Here is a 17,632-nt window from a genome sequence, read left to right as displayed (position 1 = left end):
GCTGGGGTAAGAAATTTTAGCCCCTTAAGCTTGGAAATCCCAGGGACACCTCTCAACTTTATGAAGCCCTTTCTTAATACTTAAATAAATGCAGTTACTCAGGTTTTTTAACTACAGCCCTAGCCGTCTATTTTTCTCTTCAAGATTCTGTTCGTCATTAGTTACTATTAATTCTTGTATGTATCCTCAATGATTTGCGCGAACGGACTGTAGTAGCCAAATGATTAGCTTATAAAACCGCCGTGGTCAATCCTTTCATTGCTGTTTTATATTTGGCTATCTTTAGTATTTAAGTGTATATGAAAAATCGTTTGTTCTTTTGTTTGCTATTCTTGACGTGCGCAGTATCAGCTGCCCAAATAGTAAAACAACCCATTCCCGATAGACTAGTAGTGCTAACTTTTGACGACGCTCCGGCCAGCCAATATTCCGTAGTTGCCCCTCTATTAAAAGAGTATGGCTTTAATGCTACTTTTTTTGTCTGTGAGTTTCCTCCTAATTATAGAGATAGTTCGCTTTATATGAACTGGAGGCAAATAAAAGCACTAGATACAATGGGGTTTGAGATTGCCAATCATACTCGAACCCATGCCAATGTTAGTAAATTGAAAAAAGAAGGGTTCGATGCTGAACTATCTTATATTGAGCATGTATGCGATTCTTTAAACATTGAGAAACCAAAGAATTTTGCTTACCCCGGTTACGGACTTGACCCCAAATCTTTAAGTTTTTTACAGGATAGAAATTATGTTTTCGCCCGTGCCGGAGGGAGCAGACCTTACAACCCAATTATAGATCACCCCTACCTCATTCCAAGTTGGGCAACCGATGAAAATAACGAAGGGGAAATTTTAGAAGCACTGACCAAAGCGAAAAATGGAAAAATCACTATATTAACTCTTCATGGGGTACCCGATATCGAACACCCTTGGGTTAATACTCCGCCAGAATTGTTTAAAAGCTATCTCGAATACCTCTCTATAAATAATTATACCGTAATCGCTCTCCGAGATTTAGAACAATACATCAATGCGAAAGAGGCTAAGAAAAAAATCGCACCAGATTTCGATAAACCTCTTAAGAATTGATTAGATCATCGGGCAATAACAATTAAACAAATTACAACCAATCCAATTAACTCTACATGAAAAATATAAGTCCGTTTCACATTGCCATACCCGTTCATAATTTAGATGAATGCCGAACTTTTTATCGCGATGTATTGAGCTGTGAAGAAGGTAGAAGTAGTGACCAATGGGTAGATTTCAATCTCTTTGGCCACCAGTTGGTAATTCACTACAAACCTAAATCTCAAATGGAAAGTTTACATCATAACCCCGTAGACGGTCACGAGATACCTGTACCCCATTACGGAGTCGTTTTACCTTGGGATACTTTTGAATCTTTTGCCAACGAGTTAAAAAATAAAAGGGTTCAATTCTTAATCGAACCCTATATTCGTTTTGAAGGTCAAGTCGGCGAACAAGCTACGATGTTCTTTTTAGACCCTGCTGATAATGCCCTTGAGTTCAAAGCGTTCAAAGACAAATCTCAACTTTTCGCCAAATAGATTATTGTGACCATTCGGTCGGAGTTCTGTCCCAACGATGGGTTTTCAGTTTCTTAATTAAATCGGCGGGCAAGCTATTTCCATCACTAGTGGCCGTATTGGCCAAAACATTTCTTTGCTTTCGCATACCTGGTATAGTTGTACCAACGATTTTATTTTCAAGAATAAATCGCAGAGCCATTTCGGCCATGGTCATTCCCTCGGGAATAAGTGGTCGTAAGGCATCGGCATGGTCTACGCTTGAATTCAAGTTTTCGGGCACAAAATAAGTACCTCGCCAATCCCCTTCCGGAAAAACAGTATCCTTTCTTAGGTTTCCTGTAAGTGTTCCCTCATCAAAAGGTACACGGGCAATAACGGCAATATCTTTTTCTTCGCAAAGAGGAAAAAGTTCATCCTCAGGGTTTTGGTCAAAAATATTATAGATTACCTGTACGACATCGATAAGACCGGTCTTAAGGGCCTTAATACCGTTTTCTGGCTCCCAACGATTCACGCTTATGCCCATGGCCCCTATTTTTCCATCTCTCTTTAAATCTTCTACTGCTCTTTGCCACTCTTCTCGATGAGACCAACCGTCGTCCCAAGTATGAAACTGCATCAAATCGATGCGTTCCATCCCTAAATTGACCAAGGTCTTCTCGGTATACTCAACAATATGATTAATAGGATATGAATCTTCAAAAGCATATTCAGGCTTTGCAGGCCATTGAAAATTCTTAGGCGGTATTTTACTCGCCGTGTACAATTTTTCCTTTGGATGTCGACGAACCAACTCACCTAAGAGTTCTTCGCTATGGCCCTCGCCATAACCCCAAGCGGTATCAAAAAAATTAACCCCGTTCTCCACGGCCAAATCAAGCGATTTTGCCGATTGTTCATCATCAGATTGCGTCCATCCGGCCATGCCCCACATGCCATAACCGACTTCACTTACTTGCCACTCGGTTCTTCCGAATCTTCTATATTTCATTTAATGTAGTTTTGAGATAAATTTATCGTAATTCGTTGGATTTTTTTAAATAGTACCTAATCACAAATAGTACAAAAAAATCCGTAATCTATTTTCTAGCTTGGTAATTTACAACTTTTACACTTGTTTTTCCTGATGAACATTTATGTTATCTCAGGTTTACCAAATTAAGTTGTAAGCAGCATTTTTCAGCGTACCAACAGAAAATAAAATACGGACTTAAATTCTAAATAGATAGCTATCTAGAAATCTCTATAATCTCCACCCAAATATTGGTTAGCTTCATTTTCGGCAAACTTGGCCGATTCAGCATCCCAATGAAGTGTTTGATTAGGAAAACGACCTGCAATTACCCCTAAAAGAATAGTTTCCGTCAATCGGCCTGCATAGGAGAAAGGTGCGGTGGTCTGACCTTTGCCCAAACAAGCATCAATAAATTGATGGTAATGTTTTGGCCCCTCAGATTCATAATTTCTAATAGGTTCACCTAAATTGTTAGCTTTTGAAACCTCAGCTATTTCCTTAGAAATATCTACATATTTACCTTTGACAATTTTCTTGGGCAATTGCATAAAATGGGGCAATAATAAACGGCCCTTTTTACCGATGAACATAGCGCCCTGATCAGGCAATTCACCTGCACCTGCCATGCCCGCATCAAGAGATATTTTGTCTTTAACGCTTTCATCTTTCTGCTGTTTTTTACTTGCTGAGCCTTTGCCGCCAGGTAAAATTAAATCTTCATGCTCCGGAGGCATTCCCGGACCATCGTACCAGACCCACTTGAGGTTTTTGGCGGTATATTCAGTACCTGGAAATTCGTATGTTACCGTGTTGTTCTCAGGATATCCGAATCCATTTGGTTCACGGCATTCATTTTTAACGGTCATCGGAACATCTAGATTCAAGGCGTTGTATGGGGTATCGAAGATATGCACCCCCATATCACCGAGTGTTCCACAACCATAATCTAAAAGCTTTCTCCAATTTCCCGGATGGTAATACCCATCTTTGTAAGGGCGCTCTTTTGAAGTACCCAACCACAGGTTCCAATCTAGCTGTGCCGGTACAGGGTCTTCTCCCTCGGGAGCTTCACCGTTATAACCCCATGATTTTGGCGACCATGCACGTACGGTATGCACCTTACCGATAATACCGGATTGTATCAATAGTGTGGCCAATCGGTAATCATAGAATGAATGTACTTGAATGCCCATTTGCGTCACCAAATTCTTTTCTTTGGCCACCTTCATCATTTCTCGCGACTCTTCAACATAATGGGTCAATGGTTTTTGACAGTAGACCGGCTTATTCATCTGCATGGCCTTTAAAGATGCCGGTGCATGTGTATGGTCGGGTGTCGATACGATAACCGCATCAATGTTCTCTCCCATTTCATCGAGCATGGTGCGATAATCGAAAAACACTCTGGCTCCCGGATGTAATTTATGTGCTTTGGCCAAGTTGATAGAATCAACATCACACAGGGCTACAACATCAACAGACTTATGTGAGGAGATAGCCTTTAGGTCTTCACCCCCCATGTTACCCACACCTATATGTGCCGTACGTAATCGTTTACCACTTTGAAAAGCCCAAGCTGCATTCGGCAATAAGGCGAATGATGATACTGCTGCGGCACTTTTTAGAAATTCCCTTTTGTTCATTTTTAGTTAGTTTGGATTTATAGTTTTTTAATCTTGATATTCTTTAGCCATAACGGACTGTCATGATCCTGAAAGCCGATGTACCCGCTTTTAAAGGTACCGTATTTAGGAGAATCTTTCCATTTTCCCTCACTTTTGCGTTTCTCCCAGTCTTCGCTCCACGGCACAAAAGAGAGTAACTTCTTGCCATTCAACCAATGTTCAACATTTTCTGGGGTGAAAATCACGCGAGATGTATTCCACTCACCCGCTGGTTTTATTATCTTTTGTGCTTCATCAGGTACATGCATCGCATAATCGGCACCGGTCTTTTGCCAGTCTTCAAGCTTGGCGTCATTGATCTCTTCCCACTTTAAATCATCTAACATTTGATATTCGGGTGAAATCTCGGGCATACCCCAGTCGCCTTCTTTAATATGATAAAGCATACCACTGTTACCGCCTTCGGGTATTTTCCATTCCCAAGCCAGTTCAAAATTATCGAACTCTTCAGCGGCATAAATAATATCATTGCCCCCTTTTCTGTTCGCCTCGGTTCTCTTTTCGGTATCAAAGGTGAGCACGTCGTCTTCTATAACCCATTGTGGCGATAAATCTTCTCCGTTATATGCTCGCCACCCTTCAGTAGTAGACCCATCGAAAAGATAAATCCACTCTTCGGTATCGGCAGTTGAGGCTGTTTCGGAAGTTTCAATTTTCACTTCTGTTTTTTTCTCTGTCTTACACGAGAGAAGAGTAATTGAAAGGCAAAAAATACTAATAACTTTTTTCATTAAGGTTTAGTTTTGGTGTTTGAATATTTGATAATAGTTATATAAGACAGCATGGTAAGTACTGCTATTAAACAAATCTACTAAAGAACATAGTTAGAATCTTGAAAGTTAATCTGAGATCTTTCTGGTATCAACGCTTATTTTTGCATTAAGTAGGCTTATTTTTGCCCATTTGGTTTTAATCGCAACGAATATATGTTTTGAGTACTAGACTCGCCCTAAAGTATGCGAATCTTATCGAACCAAAGTTAATATTTACTGTGGATTGTTGGCCTTTATGGAAGCCAAGGCGAGAAACAATAAAAAAGCTAGACCTAAGTAACCCATCAACTGGTATGATCCGAAAGTGGAAAGACATAGGCTGAAAATCGACGGAGCCAAGGCGCTGGCCAAAATAAGAAAAGACATTACCTTTCCCGTAATGGCGCCAAGATGGGTGCGACCATAGAACCTAGGCCATACGATAGCGTTAAGTACTGCGAAAAACCCACCAAGAATACCAAAGCCACCTATCAGAAAAGGCACTCCGATAGCAGTAGAAAGAAAAAGGAAACCGACCGATGCTAAAACTCCCCCGAAAATCATTAAGTAGAGGTACAGTTTTAATTTTAGATAGTCACTTAAAAAATTAAACACAGTTGATACCGTTACCGCTACTACTGAGGCAGGTAGAAATATGGAGATAGCATCTTCTTTGGGGAAGCCCTCACTGGCGAATACCGAAACTACATGAAATGTCAGCCCCGTGATGAAAAAGCTATTGAAGGCGAGCATCAGGGCATACATCCAAAAAGCACGGGTGGCTTGAGCTTCTTTGGCCGTATACTGCTTAGCAACGGGCACATGCTTCTTATCATCACTTGACTCTGTAACCTTTCCATCAGGACGAAGCCCGTGTTCTTCCGGTTTATTTTTATAGAATTGTAGGGCAATGATGCTGAAAACCAAAAGACCGATGGCAAGAAACTGCCAAGTCATTTGCCAGCTATACCCTTCTATTAAAGCATTAACCCATAAAGGAGAAGATGAAAAACCAAAGGAAATGGCTACGCTACTGATAGCATTAACCTTGCCTCTATTCTTATCGAACCAAATCATTATCACATTTCTTGAGGCCATGGTGAGCACCCCTTGCCCAGAGAACCTGAGAATGAAAAAAAGAACGGTCATAAGTGAAAACGGAACCAACCAAGTGCTCAAATTCAACCAGCTTTTAATGGTTTCACTCATCTGAACAGACCATGAGCATAAAAAAAGGGCCAAAGCCAAGGTCAGGGCCGCAAAAAATGCCACATAGCGCGCCCCATATTTATCGAACCAAACCCCTGCCCTACCAATGACCAATGAGCTACAAATAGTACCGATCATATAGGCATTACTAAACTGGTTTCGAGATAGGCCCAAAGCATCTTTTACCGGGTCGGTGAAAACGGAAACCCCAATGGTTTGCCCGGGAATACTACAATAAATACCTAGCGTACCGATTACGAGAATTACATAGCCGTAAAATACGGGACTTTTTGCAGGATCAATTATAGAAAAACGGTTAGTAGCTGACATTTTAAAAAGGAAAACGGCAAAAGTAAAGGTTTTATAGGGAGGTGTCAGATTTTACCGCATAAGTTTATAGAACATAATACTGAAACTTAGTTTTAAACGTTACTGAAAGACGAACTAGCCCCATAAGTTTCAAGTATGAAAAAAATACTTTTCTCATTATCTATATTAGGTACAGTTGTGGCCTTCAGTAGTTGTAGTATAGATGACAGTAATGATATCGAAATAATCAAGCCCGGTGATACGGTTATAACGGGAAAAACCCAGGTTTCAAAAATCAGCCTTGTAAAATAGAGCCTTAATTAAAAGTTTAGGCTTGTACCATAAACTCTACTAGCTCTTTTTAACCGGATAAGAATTATAAATTTTGCTATGCGCGAAAGTTTATGGTAAAAGTAGTTCCTTCGTTCACTTTACTGTCTACACTAATATTTCCACCTAGACTGATGACATGTTTATGCACCAAATAAAGCCCCACGCCCTTACTATCTTGGTTGGAATGAAAACTTTGATTCAAGTTGAAAATAAGATGACCTACTTTGTCCATATCAAATCCGAGTCCGTTGTCGGCATAAACTAAAGTTTTCACGTTCTCTTTTTGACTGGCACTTACAGTTATCACTGGTTGTACACCAGGTCTTGCATACTTTATTGAATTGGTCATCAGATTCAGAAATATACTTTCAAGATATGCCCTATTGAAAAATATATGGTCTAAGTCACAGAAATCGACTGCAACTTCAGCTTGGGATCTATTAATCAATGATTTGATTGAGTGACATACCTTTTCAAACACTGGAGCGAAACATACTTTCTCGACACTTTCAGTATGTAGTTCTTTTTCTTTTAAGATGTCCACAAATGAATCTAAAGTATCTTTCAAACCCTCAGCAGATAATTTGACAAATCTTAAAATCTCGAGTGTTTCATCATCTTCAATTTTACTCGAATCTATTAGGTCAACCATTGAAATCAAATTGTTAACTGGAGACCTCAGGTCATGTGAGGTTACATAATTAAGTCTTTTAAGCTCATTATTCAGCTTAGATAGTTCGCTCAAATGAGAAGCTCTTTCTTTTTCCAGTCCCTTTGTAAAACTAATATCTCTTGCTATAGCATATACCAATTTTTCCTCAGGCACGGGTATAGAGGTCCAGTGCAACCAAACCAATTCGCCCGATTTACACACATAGCGGTTCTCAAAATTGACCAAGGGACGATTATTTATCAAATAATCTCTGTGAATCGCGGTACGCTCCCTATCCTCTTCATAAATAAACTCACAAATTTTGCGAGAACGTAATTCATCCTCCGAATACCCTAATAACTCAACAAATGCAGGGTTAATTTTCTTGAAATAACCATCGTAGTCAGCAATACAAAGGCAATCCATCGATAAATTAAAGAAAGGATCTAAAGCTATGTTCATGTAAAATAGAGGGTATAGTTAATGATGTAAGTATCTATTACTATACGGGGGGAAGTATTCTATCAGTGCTATACTGAAAAACACCAAAAATAATGATACGCTACATATTAACGCAAAAGAAGCGCTCTTATTCTTAAATGTTAAAAAAATTATAGAAAATACATTGGGCTATACGAGATATGTGGCTGTATAGGCGCTCCGATGAAAGTCATATTCCAGCGAGGATGATAGTAATTAACCAAAAAAGAATTACATCTCAAGAAATCAGCTTTCTTTATTAGCCCTATGGCGCTCTCTAGCCAACAAAGTGTTTTTCAACAGCATGGCAATAGTCATTGGGCCAACACCACCGGGCACAGGAGTAATAAAAGATGCTTTTTTACTGACATTATCGAAATCAACATCACCGGTAATATAGTACCCCTTTTCTCTTGAGTCATCGGCTACACGAGTGATACCCACATCGATTATTACTGCACCTTCTTTTACCATTTCGGCCTTCAAAAATTCAGGAACGCCAAGAGCGGAAACAATAATATCGGCCTGTTGGGTAAGTTCTTGAATGTTTTTGGTGCGACTATGAGTCAATGTAACGGTACTGTTAGCAGCTTTGCCTTTTTGGCTCATTAGAATACTGATTGGCCTACCAACGATATGACTTCTGCCTATTACGACTACATTTTTGCCTTCGGTATCAACATCGTAGCGTTTTAAAAGTTCCATTATACCAAAGGGTGTTGCCGATATGAAAGACTCCATATCCAAAGCCATTTTACCAAAATTTACGGGATGAAAACCATCTACATCTTTATCTGGATCAACCGCCATCAAAACTTTCTGCTCATCGATATGTTTTGGTAACGGAAGTTGCACTATATACCCATCGATTTCAGGGTTGGCATTAAGCTCTTGAACTTTTTGCAATAAGGTTTCTTCGGTAGTTTCTTCAGGTAATTGAATCAAAGTGGATTCAAAACCGATTTTCTTACACGAACGCACTTTGCTACCCACATAGGTTAGACTAGCGCCATCATTACCCACGAGAACAGCTGCCAAATGTGGCACTTTTTCACCACGCTCTTTCATTTGGGCTACCTCGGCAGCAATTTCATCTTTAATATCGTTTGAAATTTTTTTACCGTCTAAAATTTTCATGCCGTTCTATTGGTAATTTTATTTTCGAAGTGTACTTTTTTTAAAAGCCTTTACGAGAGATATATTATAATTTAACTACGACCTAAGGCGCCGCCCATCATCTGCATCATTTTTTTGCCTCCACCGCCTTGCATCATTTTCATCATCTTGCTCATTTGGTCGAATTGTTTAAGAAGCTGATTTACTTCTTGCACCTCACGCCCACTACCTTTGGCAATTCGCTTTTTTCGGCTGTGATTGAGTTTAGAAGGGTTCGCTCTTTCATCTGGAGTCATTGAATGAATTATGGCTTCGATGTGCTTGAAGGCGTCATCGTCAATATCCATACCCTTTAAAGCTTTGCCCATGCCCGGTATCATGCCCATAAGGTCTTTCATATTACCCATCTTCTTGATCTGTTGAATCTGGGATAGAAAATCATCAAAGCCAAATTTATTTTTGGCAATTTTCTTCTGGATTTTTCTTGCCTCCTCTTCATCAAACTGCTCTTGTGCACGTTCAACTAAAGACACCACATCGCCCATACCCAAAATACGGTCGGCCATACGCGAAGGATAAAAGACATCGATGGCCTCCATCTTTTCACCCGTACCAATAAATTTGATAGGTTTATCAACGACCGATTTAATAGAAATAGCGGCACCACCACGGGTATCACCATCTAACTTGGTCAATATCACCCCATCAAAATTCAAGACATCGTTAAATGCCTTTGCGGTATTCACCGCATCTTGACCTGTCATAGAATCGACCACAAATAGGGTTTCTTCCGGCTGAATGGCGGCATGAATGTTCGATATTTCGTTCATCATCATTTCATCCACGGCCAAGCGACCCGCGGTATCGATGATAACTACATTATAACCTTCAGATTTGGCCTTTGCAATACCCGCTTGGGCAATTGCTACGGGGTCATTATTTTCCCTGTCGGAATAGACCTCAACCCCAATCTGTTCGCCGACCACATGCAACTGATCAATTGCCGCCGGGCGATAGACATCACAGGCTACCAATAATGGCTTTTTGGTTTTTTTGGTCTTCAAGAAATTTGCAAGCTTACCAGAAAAAGTAGTTTTACCCGAACCTTGCAAACCGGACATTAATATTATCGAGGGGTTGCCAGAGAGATTGATGCCTTCACTTTCTCCTCCCATTAATTGGGTCAACTCGTCTTTAACGATTTTAACCATTAATTGCCCTGGCTGTAGGGTGGTCAGTACATCTTGGCCCAATGCCTTTTCTTTTACCCTATTGGTAAATTCTTTGGCGATTTTAAAGTTAACATCTGCATCTAAAAGTGCCCTACGAACCTCTTTTGTAGTTTCTGCAACATTAATTTCAGTAATCTGCCCATGCCCTCGGAGGGTATGTAAGGCTTTATCGAGTTTTTCGCTTAAATTATCGAACATCGTTCAAGTACATTTTGAAGAAAGGCAAATTTAATAATAACTATGGGAAAGATAGAGGTATTCGTATAAAAATAAGTTATCGTTCAAAGCCCTATTGGCAAACTAGTGCAGTTATAGGTGAGCAAAGGTTAGCAATAGCTTCACCTTTGACCTGAGAAGCCCAAACCTTAAAACCATATGAAATCAAAAAGCACCCATCTATGACGGGTGCTTTTCTCTTTGTGGGGTACAATTTCAGATAACCTATCTGAAAATTCTTCTATTAACTTGTTTCTTCGCATTGCATGACCAATACTATGATTTCATCACTTCTTTTGAGATTAAACCGACCTTCACCGCATGTGATAACTTCCCATTCGCCGATATAATTAGCGAGTGTTTTTTTCAGATCTGATAACGTAATCACGTTACCTGAGATTGACCAACTTCCTTCGTCAACTACAGTTCCATTAGGGTTTCTAACGTAGATATGCATTTCACTTGAAAATTCAATGATCAATTCTTCGAAGAAAGTTCCATCCTCGTTTAAAATCTCCCAACTACATTCTTTTAGATTCTCCTTGACATATGACTCTGAACATTCGTTAGGCTTATAATCGCAGGCCTTTTCTAAAACAATTTTGTTTTCGTCATCAGTAAACAGTTTTATCTTTTCGTCGGCAATTTCATATACCCACCAATCACCGTTAAAGTCACTAGAACTATCGAACTCTACTTCGAGAACGACTCTATAGTCAGAAACGCTGGTACTCCATTCACCTTCCATTGAATACCCCAACTCATTACTTGCAACCACCCTTCCTTCTTCACTAAAAGTCAAAAAGTAATTAACGTATTGCTCGCTATTATCTACTGTTGATTTCTCTAATCTTCTGATTTCCCAAGGGCATTTGACCAAAGCGCTATTCAGACTCTCTTCAGTAAAATCGTCATCGTTATAATCATCATCGTCGTCTTCATCACAGACCATTTTAGCATTCTCAATGGCATCGGCCAACTCACTATTACTATTGACCGTAATGTTTGTGCTATCGGCATGCAGAAATGATATAGGAAAATCAAAACTCATCAAATCACTTTCATTCAAGCCTGCAAAAAACCTTCTAAATTGAAAATCATTTTCTACTTCTACCGTATTGGTCAACTGAAAATTAGGGTTGTAGGTGAAAATAGTCAATGGGTATACTACATCGATACATTCGATATCATCATCATCGCCCCCTTCCACACATTTCTCTGCAATGCTTTGAAAATCTTCGGAATTCGCAACTGTAACTTCAGTATAATCTGATAACGTAATGGTAACTGGGAAAATCAAACCCATATCATAATCTACCTCATCTAATTCATCTAGAGCTTCTTCAATAAGCTCGAGATCGGCCATTGCTTCTACCATAATCTCTGACTGATTGATTACCACGGTATATGGAAATTGAATATCAAAACAACTTGCACCGTCAACTATGTTGTCGTAAGAACCGTCATTATCGACTATTCTTTTCATCAACTCCATTTCATTGGCATTTGCGGCCAAGGTCTGTTCCTGATCAATATCTTCGACGAAGGGCTCTTCATCTTGGCAGGAAATTAAAGTCATCGCAGCACCCAGTAGGAAGGCATACAGCGAAAGTCTAAAATAATATTTCATAACGATTTGGAAATTTTGTCACTTCAAAAGTAAAACAACAATCTTTTAAAATACCCTACTTGGTCAATTTCAGATTTTTAAAATATCTTTGAACAAAACCTACCTCATTGAAAACCGAAAATAAAGACAATGTTTGCGAAGAGCAGGTCTTCGGAGCCATCTTCAAAGCTAACTCTAAAACGGTTTTTAATTATATTTATTACAAATTCGGCAATGAAGAAAAGGCCTACGACGCTGTTCAAGAGGCATTTATGAAATTATGGGAGAATTGTGGCAAGGTTTCACCGGTAAAAGCAAAGTCTTATGTTTATACCGTCGCCAATAATTTGTACCTCAATGTGATAAAAGCCGAAAAAATACGTTTGAAATATGCCGACCGTAGTTTGAAGGCGACAAATGAATCTCCTGAATTTTTAATGGAGGAAAGCGAATTCAAAGAAAAATTGGACAGGGCCTTGAACAGTTTGCCAGATAATCAACGAACCACTTTTTTATTAAATCGTATCGACGGCAAGAAATATGCAGAAATTGCAGAAATGGAGGGACTAAGTGTCAAGGCTATCGAAAAGCGCATGCATTTGGCACTTAAATCGCTTCGAGAAAAAATTGATGGAATCTAGAATAGTAGGGTTTTTCTATAGATGATTGTTATAGAGCATATAAGCTAGAGAAATGCAAGAGAATTATTTAGCAAAATGGTTGAATGGCGAACTCACGGAGACAGAACTCGCAGAATTTAAAAATTCTGATGAGTATGCCACCTATGCACAAATTCTTGAAGCTTCTAAAGCGTTAGAATCACCAGAATTTGATGCTGATAAGGCTTTGACCGCAATTAAGAATCGACAAACTTTGAACGATAGTAAAGTAGTTCAGCTACATCCTTTCAAAAAGTTCATAAGAGTCGCAGCTGCAGCTGCAATTATTATGTTCGGAGCCTATTTTTATCTAAATACCCTTGACGAAAAATATGTAACCGACTACGCCGAAAGTAGAGAGATCTTACTACCGGACAACTCTGAGGTAGTTCTTAATGCCGATTCGCAAATTACGTTCAGCGAGCGCAATTGGAAAGATAGTAGAAATGTAAAGTTAAATGGCGAGGCTTTCTTTAAAGTCGCAAAAGGCAAACAGTTTACGGTTGAAACCGATGCTGGCACAGTGGCCGTTTTAGGTACTCAATTTAATGTAACGCAACGAGAAGGTCTTTTTGAGATTGTCTGTTTCGAAGGTTTGGTGAGCGTAACCTACAATAAAAAAATGACCAAATTACCTGCAGGTAATTCTTTTAGGGTAATCGACGGTCGAATTATTGCTACACAAGAACAAAGTAGCTTATCTCCCTCTTGGCTTAACAAAGAAAGTTCTTTCAAGAGTGTACCGCTTAAATATGTTTTAGAGGAGTTTGAGAGACAACACGATATTCAGGTTGAAACTAAAAATATCGATATCGATCAATTGTTCACCGGCACCTTTAGCAATACAGATAGAGAACTTGCGTTAAAGAGCATTAGTACGCCTTCACAAATAAAGTTTAAATTAGAGGGCACCAAAGTGCTCTTCTATGGCGAATAAAATCCTGAACAAAATTCTTGTTTGCCTTAGTATTGTCTGCTTCATTTTCTCTTTAAAAACCCAAGCACAAGAAAGCACCTCTAATACAGAACTAACTGTTTTACTTCAGCAACTCGAAACGATTCACAGTGTTAAATTCTCCTATGTCGATGAGTACATTCGTGGAATAAGAGTAAATGTTCAAGCCACCAAAAACTTAGAAGCCGTTATTGAAAAAATCGAAGCCAAAACTCAGCTGCACTTCGAAAAATTAAGCAAGCGTTACTATGCAATTAGCTTGAACAAAACTTTAGATATTTGCGCTACTGTATTGGATAACTTTAAGCAAAATACAGTCAATGGCGCTACCGTCGAAGTACTGAGTAGTGGGTTAGGAACCGTTACGGATGAAAACGGATATTTTTCCCTAAAGAGCGTTCCTAAAGATGCTGTTCTACGGATTACATTTGTTGGTTTTAAAAACCTGATTATAGCCGCCTCAGAGCTAACGGGTCAACAGCCATGTAAAATACTATTATTAGCGCAATATTATCAACAGCTCGAAGAAGTCGTGGTTTATGAATTTTTGACCAAAGGGCTTATTAAACAAACTGATGGAAGCATTGAAATGAACAATGAAGAATTTGGTATTCTTCCTGGTCTTATCGAGCCAGACGTTCTTCAGACCGTACAGGCATTGCCCGGCATAAAAAGTATTGACGAAACGGTTTCTGATATAAATATCAGGGGGGGCAGTAACGATCAAAACCTAATTCTTTGGGAAGGCATAAAAATGTATCAATCCGGTCACTTTTTCGGACTCATCTCTGCATTCAACCCTTATTTAACTGATAACGTCACACTTATCAAAAACGGCACTAGCAGTCAATATGGTGATGGTGTAAGCGGCATTATTGATATGCGAACCAAAGATGATATAGCGAACCGATTCTTGGGTGGAGCAGGTTTTAATCTTATTGGTGGTGATGCCTATGCGCATATTCCATTAAAGGAAAACGTTGCCGTACAATTTTCAGCGAGACGATCGATTACCGATTTGGTGAACACCCCGACATATAAAAATTTCTTTACCAGAGTATTTAATGAAAATGAAGTAGCCCAAGACGGAAATTTTTTTTTCTATGATATCACAGGCAAACTATTGTATGACATCAATGAAGAGCACAAATGGCGGTTCAGTTTTATAAACATCAATAATCTATTGGATTATTCGGAACGAGAGATGAATAGCGAAGAAACGACCCAAAGTACTCTTGACCAGACCAACCTGTCGTCCGGTACAAATCTGAAAAGTGACTGGAGTGAAAACTTTGCGTCCGAAATCAATGCCTACTACACGCGTTATAATCTCGAAGCTCAAAATATTGGTATGAATGCACAGCAAGTGTTATTACAGCATAATGAGGTCGAAGAGAGCTCGGTTAAATTGAAAACGATTTACAAGCCCACTACACAATTGAACTGGCTCAATGGCTATCAATTTACAGAAACGGGCATTTCAAATAGAACCAACGTTTCACAACCTCCTTTTCAAAGCAATGTGAGAAATGTGGTTCGAAGTCATGCCGTATTTTCAGAAATCGATTATGAAACTGAAAATCAAAAGCTTTTTCTTAGGGGAGGCCTTCGTTTCAACCTTTTACAGAATCCCGATACCTTTGAAGAATTTATTCTTGAACCACGCTTAAGTATCAATTATGCACTCACAAGAGAATTAAAAGTTCAAGCTCTCGGAGAGTTTAAAAGTCAGGCCACAAACCAAATTTTAGATTTGGAGCAAAATTTTTTGGGTATAGAAAAAAGAAGATGGATCGTATCTGACGGAACCACGCTCCCCATTACCAAAAGCAAACAGGGCTCATTAGGTCTCAATTATGATTCTGAAAACTTTTTTGTAGGTGCTGAAGCGTTCTATAAAGAGGTTGATGGTATTAGTACTTCGACCCAGGGATTTCAAAATCAAGATCAGTTCAATGGTGAAATAGGAAAATATGAGGTAAAGGGCATGGAGTTTCTCATCAACCAAAAAACCGATATCTATAGTGTTTGGGCAAGTTACACCTACAACATTAATGATTATAATTTTACTGATGTAGTTCCTTCGAAATTTCCGAATAATTTAGATATCAAACACACCCTTACTTTTGCTGGAACATATACGTTAAACGCTTTTAAATTTAGCCTCGGACTTAATTATCACACTGGCCGCCCTTTTACCCAACCGGATAGCGATGAGCCTGTAGACACTACATTTTTTCCGAACCGGATAAATTATAACGAGCCTAACAGCAGTCGACTGCCAGAATACTTGCGTGCAGACGCCTCGGCCATCTATAATTTTGAAATCAAGGAAAATTTAAAGGCTACTGCGGGCGTTTCGGTTCTGAATTTTACCGACCGAAAAAACACCATCAATACCTATTACCAACTTAACGGCCAAAGTGAAATAGAAACCATCTCCACTACCTCATTAGGCTTAACCCCAAACCTGAGTTTTAGAATTCGATTTTAATACCAGTATTGTACTAGACTTGGTCAGTTGTTTTTATTTAAATCCATTCGTTAAGAGCAGTCAAATCTCAAATAAAAGTTAAACATTTTTTTATTTCTAACCGATTGTTTAGTTTTGTCCTGTAGTATTACTTTAAATGGCAAGAAGAAAGCAATATATAGAGACAGAAGTTATCGACAAAGCAATGAATCTGTTTTGGCGCAATGGTTATGAGACCACCTCTATGCAAATGCTGGAAAAAGAAATGGGTATCAATAAATTTTCTATTTATTCCAGTTTTGGCAGTAAAAATGGTGTCTTTCTAAAAAGTCTTGATTGCTATAAGAATAAATTAAATGCACTACTCTTCAAATTAAGGGCATCAGAACTGGGCATTGAGGCTATACGGGAATACTTTCACGACTTTGTAGCTTTCTCGAAAGAAACCCAGTTTGGTAAGGGATGTTTGATAGCCAATACCGCTAATGAAATTGGCGTTGAGGCCGATAAAAAAATTAAAGACGTCTTAAATTTATACACAACTGAGGTCAGACAGGTTTTTCTAGATAGTTTAAAAAGAGATAGCAACTTAACTGAACTCGAACTTGAACAAAGCGCCGATTATTTGATTATTTCTATGTTCGGACTTTCATCGGCTACACGAATATTTAATCCGACACAGTTAGAGAACTACATCGAAAACACATTCAAAAGAATATGACATTTTTTTTGAATTTAAACTAAACGAACGTTTAGTATTATTAATTTAAATATATTAGAATTATGAGTACACAAACAAGTGAAACCTTAAAAATACATACTATTGAAACTGCTCCTGAAGAGAGTAAGGCTCTATTAGAGAATTCTCAAAAAGCCTACGGGTATATACCCAACTTACATGGTGCATTGGCAGAAGCCCCGGGTCTATTGAAAGCCTACCAATCGATTCATGAACTGTTCGTAAACTCTTCGTTCAACAATGATGAACTGACCGTTGTTTGGCAAACCATCAACGTTGAGCATGAATGCCACTATTGCGTACCCGCGCATACTGCGATTGCCAAATCGATGAAGGTAGACGACGAAATTACTGAAGCACTTCGTAACGGCACCACTTTACCTACCGAAAAATTGCAGGTGTTGCACGAAACCACTTTAGAAATTGTTCGTAATCGAGGTAACATTGGTAAAGAACAAATCAATACATTTTACAATGCAGGCTTCACCCAAAGGCAATTGTTAGAAATTATACTTGGGCTTTCACAAAAGGTCATCAGTAATTATACCAATCACATTGCAGAAACCCCTGTAGACAAACCATTCCAAAAATTTGAATGGAGCAAAAATTAATAATCTTAATTTGGGTTTTGAAAAGCGTCGGTTGT

The 17,632-nt window shown here is 38.9% G+C and carries 16 protein-coding genes; 8 read left to right on the top strand and 8 right to left on the bottom strand.

The window, feature by feature from the left end:
* Positions 1–299 precede the first annotated feature (299 nt).
* Both IV512_RS13065 and IV512_RS13060 read left to right on the top strand, forming a co-directional pair.
* Complete coding sequence (locus IV512_RS13065) at positions 300–1,088, top strand: polysaccharide deacetylase family protein (RefSeq protein WP_209404063.1); 789 nt, start codon at positions 300–302, stop codon at positions 1,086–1,088.
* A 56-nt stretch (positions 1,089–1,144) separates the two neighbouring features.
* A complete protein-coding gene (locus IV512_RS13060; RefSeq protein ID WP_209404061.1) occupies positions 1,145–1,570 on the top strand; it encodes a VOC family protein in 426 nt (141 codons plus the stop codon).
* 1 nt (position 1,571) lies between these two features.
* Here the strand turns inward: IV512_RS13060 and IV512_RS13055 are convergent, their stop codons facing one another.
* The 4 genes from IV512_RS13055 to IV512_RS13040 form a co-directional block, all read right to left on the bottom strand.
* Positions 1,572–2,543, bottom strand: a complete 972-nt coding sequence (locus tag IV512_RS13055; RefSeq protein WP_209404059.1) for an aldo/keto reductase — start codon at positions 2,541–2,543, stop codon at positions 1,572–1,574.
* A gap of 242 nt (positions 2,544–2,785) precedes the next feature.
* Complete coding sequence (locus IV512_RS13050) at positions 2,786–4,210, bottom strand: Gfo/Idh/MocA family protein (protein ID WP_209404057.1); 1,425 nt, start codon at positions 4,208–4,210, stop codon at positions 2,786–2,788.
* A gap of 17 nt (positions 4,211–4,227) precedes the next feature.
* On the bottom strand, positions 4,228–4,983 hold the full coding sequence (locus IV512_RS13045) for a DUF1080 domain-containing protein (protein WP_209404055.1): 756 nt from the start codon (positions 4,981–4,983) through the stop codon (positions 4,228–4,230).
* A 255-nt stretch (positions 4,984–5,238) separates the two neighbouring features.
* Positions 5,239–6,543 (bottom strand): MFS transporter, encoded by a 1,305-nt coding sequence (locus IV512_RS13040; RefSeq protein WP_209404053.1) that lies wholly within the window; start codon positions 6,541–6,543, stop codon positions 5,239–5,241.
* 135 nt (positions 6,544–6,678) lie between these two features.
* Between IV512_RS13040 and IV512_RS13035 the strand changes: the two genes are divergently transcribed.
* A complete protein-coding gene (locus tag IV512_RS13035) occupies positions 6,679–6,834 on the top strand; it encodes a hypothetical protein (RefSeq protein WP_209404051.1) in 156 nt (51 codons plus the stop codon).
* A 76-nt stretch (positions 6,835–6,910) separates the two neighbouring features.
* Here the strand turns inward: IV512_RS13035 and IV512_RS13030 are convergent, their stop codons facing one another.
* The 4 genes from IV512_RS13030 to IV512_RS13015 form a co-directional block, all read right to left on the bottom strand.
* Complete coding sequence (locus IV512_RS13030) at positions 6,911–7,969, bottom strand: PAS domain S-box protein (protein ID WP_209404049.1); 1,059 nt, start codon at positions 7,967–7,969, stop codon at positions 6,911–6,913.
* A 264-nt stretch (positions 7,970–8,233) separates the two neighbouring features.
* Positions 8,234–9,124 (bottom strand): bifunctional methylenetetrahydrofolate dehydrogenase/methenyltetrahydrofolate cyclohydrolase FolD, encoded by an 891-nt coding sequence (gene folD, locus IV512_RS13025; RefSeq protein WP_209404047.1) that lies wholly within the window; start codon positions 9,122–9,124, stop codon positions 8,234–8,236.
* A 71-nt stretch (positions 9,125–9,195) separates the two neighbouring features.
* Positions 9,196–10,533: a signal recognition particle protein gene (gene ffh / locus IV512_RS13020; protein ID WP_209404045.1), complete on the bottom strand. Its 1,338-nt coding sequence runs from the start codon at positions 10,531–10,533 to the stop codon at positions 9,196–9,198.
* 262 nt (positions 10,534–10,795) lie between these two features.
* Positions 10,796–12,181, bottom strand: coding sequence for a hypothetical protein (locus IV512_RS13015; RefSeq protein ID WP_209404043.1), 1,386 nt, complete (start codon positions 12,179–12,181; stop codon positions 10,796–10,798).
* A 107-nt stretch (positions 12,182–12,288) separates the two neighbouring features.
* On the opposite strand from IV512_RS13015, the gene IV512_RS13010 reads away from it, so the two are divergent.
* From IV512_RS13010 to IV512_RS12990, 5 genes are all read left to right on the top strand, one after another.
* Entirely contained in the window at positions 12,289–12,801 is a 513-nt protein-coding gene (locus IV512_RS13010; protein WP_209404041.1) for an RNA polymerase sigma factor, read from the top strand.
* 52 nt (positions 12,802–12,853) lie between these two features.
* Positions 12,854–13,756: a FecR family protein gene (locus IV512_RS13005; protein ID WP_209404039.1), complete on the top strand. Its 903-nt coding sequence runs from the start codon at positions 12,854–12,856 to the stop codon at positions 13,754–13,756.
* A complete protein-coding gene (locus tag IV512_RS13000) occupies positions 13,746–16,268 on the top strand; it encodes a carboxypeptidase-like regulatory domain-containing protein (RefSeq protein ID WP_209404037.1) in 2,523 nt (840 codons plus the stop codon). The genes IV512_RS13005 and IV512_RS13000 overlap by 11 nt, the downstream gene beginning before the upstream one ends.
* Before the next feature lie 136 nt (positions 16,269–16,404).
* Complete coding sequence (locus tag IV512_RS12995; RefSeq protein ID WP_209404035.1) at positions 16,405–16,968, top strand: TetR/AcrR family transcriptional regulator; 564 nt, start codon at positions 16,405–16,407, stop codon at positions 16,966–16,968.
* Positions 16,969–17,030: 62 nt separating this feature from the next.
* A complete protein-coding gene (locus tag IV512_RS12990) occupies positions 17,031–17,597 on the top strand; it encodes a carboxymuconolactone decarboxylase family protein (RefSeq protein WP_209404033.1) in 567 nt (188 codons plus the stop codon).
* The last annotated feature ends 35 nt before the right edge of the window (positions 17,598–17,632 follow it).

The organism is Pseudozobellia sp. WGM2, assembly GCF_017810075.1.
Lineage (GTDB): Bacteria > Bacteroidota > Bacteroidia > Flavobacteriales > Flavobacteriaceae > JADNYK01.
This window is presented reverse-complemented; position numbering and strand designations above follow the sequence as displayed.

What these genes read in the sequence shown, in the direction of transcription:
- IV512_RS13065 (WP_209404063.1), top strand. Translation starts at nt 300, where the DNA reads ATGAAAAATCGTTTGTTCTTTTGTTTGCTATTCTTGACGTGCGCAGTA.
- IV512_RS13060 (WP_209404061.1), top strand. Translation starts at nt 1,145, where the DNA reads ATGAAAAATATAAGTCCGTTTCACATTGCCATACCCGTTCATAATTTA.
- IV512_RS13055 (WP_209404059.1), bottom strand. Translation starts at nt 2,543, where the DNA reads ATGAAATATAGAAGATTCGGAAGAACCGAGTGGCAAGTAAGTGAAGTC.
- IV512_RS13050 (WP_209404057.1), bottom strand. Translation starts at nt 4,210, where the DNA reads ATGAACAAAAGGGAATTTCTAAAAAGTGCCGCAGCAGTATCATCATTC.
- IV512_RS13045 (WP_209404055.1), bottom strand. Translation starts at nt 4,983, where the DNA reads ATGAAAAAAGTTATTAGTATTTTTTGCCTTTCAATTACTCTTCTCTCG.
- IV512_RS13040 (WP_209404053.1), bottom strand. Translation starts at nt 6,543, where the DNA reads ATGTCAGCTACTAACCGTTTTTCTATAATTGATCCTGCAAAAAGTCCC.
- IV512_RS13035 (WP_209404051.1), top strand. Translation starts at nt 6,679, where the DNA reads ATGAAAAAAATACTTTTCTCATTATCTATATTAGGTACAGTTGTGGCC.
- IV512_RS13030 (WP_209404049.1), bottom strand. Translation starts at nt 7,969, where the DNA reads ATGAACATAGCTTTAGATCCTTTCTTTAATTTATCGATGGATTGCCTT.
- folD (WP_209404047.1), bottom strand. Translation starts at nt 9,124, where the DNA reads ATGAAAATTTTAGACGGTAAAAAAATTTCAAACGATATTAAAGATGAA.
- ffh (WP_209404045.1), bottom strand. Translation starts at nt 10,533, where the DNA reads ATGTTCGATAATTTAAGCGAAAAACTCGATAAAGCCTTACATACCCTC.
- IV512_RS13015 (WP_209404043.1), bottom strand. Translation starts at nt 12,181, where the DNA reads ATGAAATATTATTTTAGACTTTCGCTGTATGCCTTCCTACTGGGTGCT.
- IV512_RS13005 (WP_209404039.1), top strand. Translation starts at nt 12,854, where the DNA reads ATGCAAGAGAATTATTTAGCAAAATGGTTGAATGGCGAACTCACGGAG.
- IV512_RS13000 (WP_209404037.1), top strand. Translation starts at nt 13,746, where the DNA reads ATGGCGAATAAAATCCTGAACAAAATTCTTGTTTGCCTTAGTATTGTC.
- IV512_RS12995 (WP_209404035.1), top strand. Translation starts at nt 16,405, where the DNA reads ATGGCAAGAAGAAAGCAATATATAGAGACAGAAGTTATCGACAAAGCA.
- IV512_RS12990 (WP_209404033.1), top strand. Translation starts at nt 17,031, where the DNA reads ATGAGTACACAAACAAGTGAAACCTTAAAAATACATACTATTGAAACT.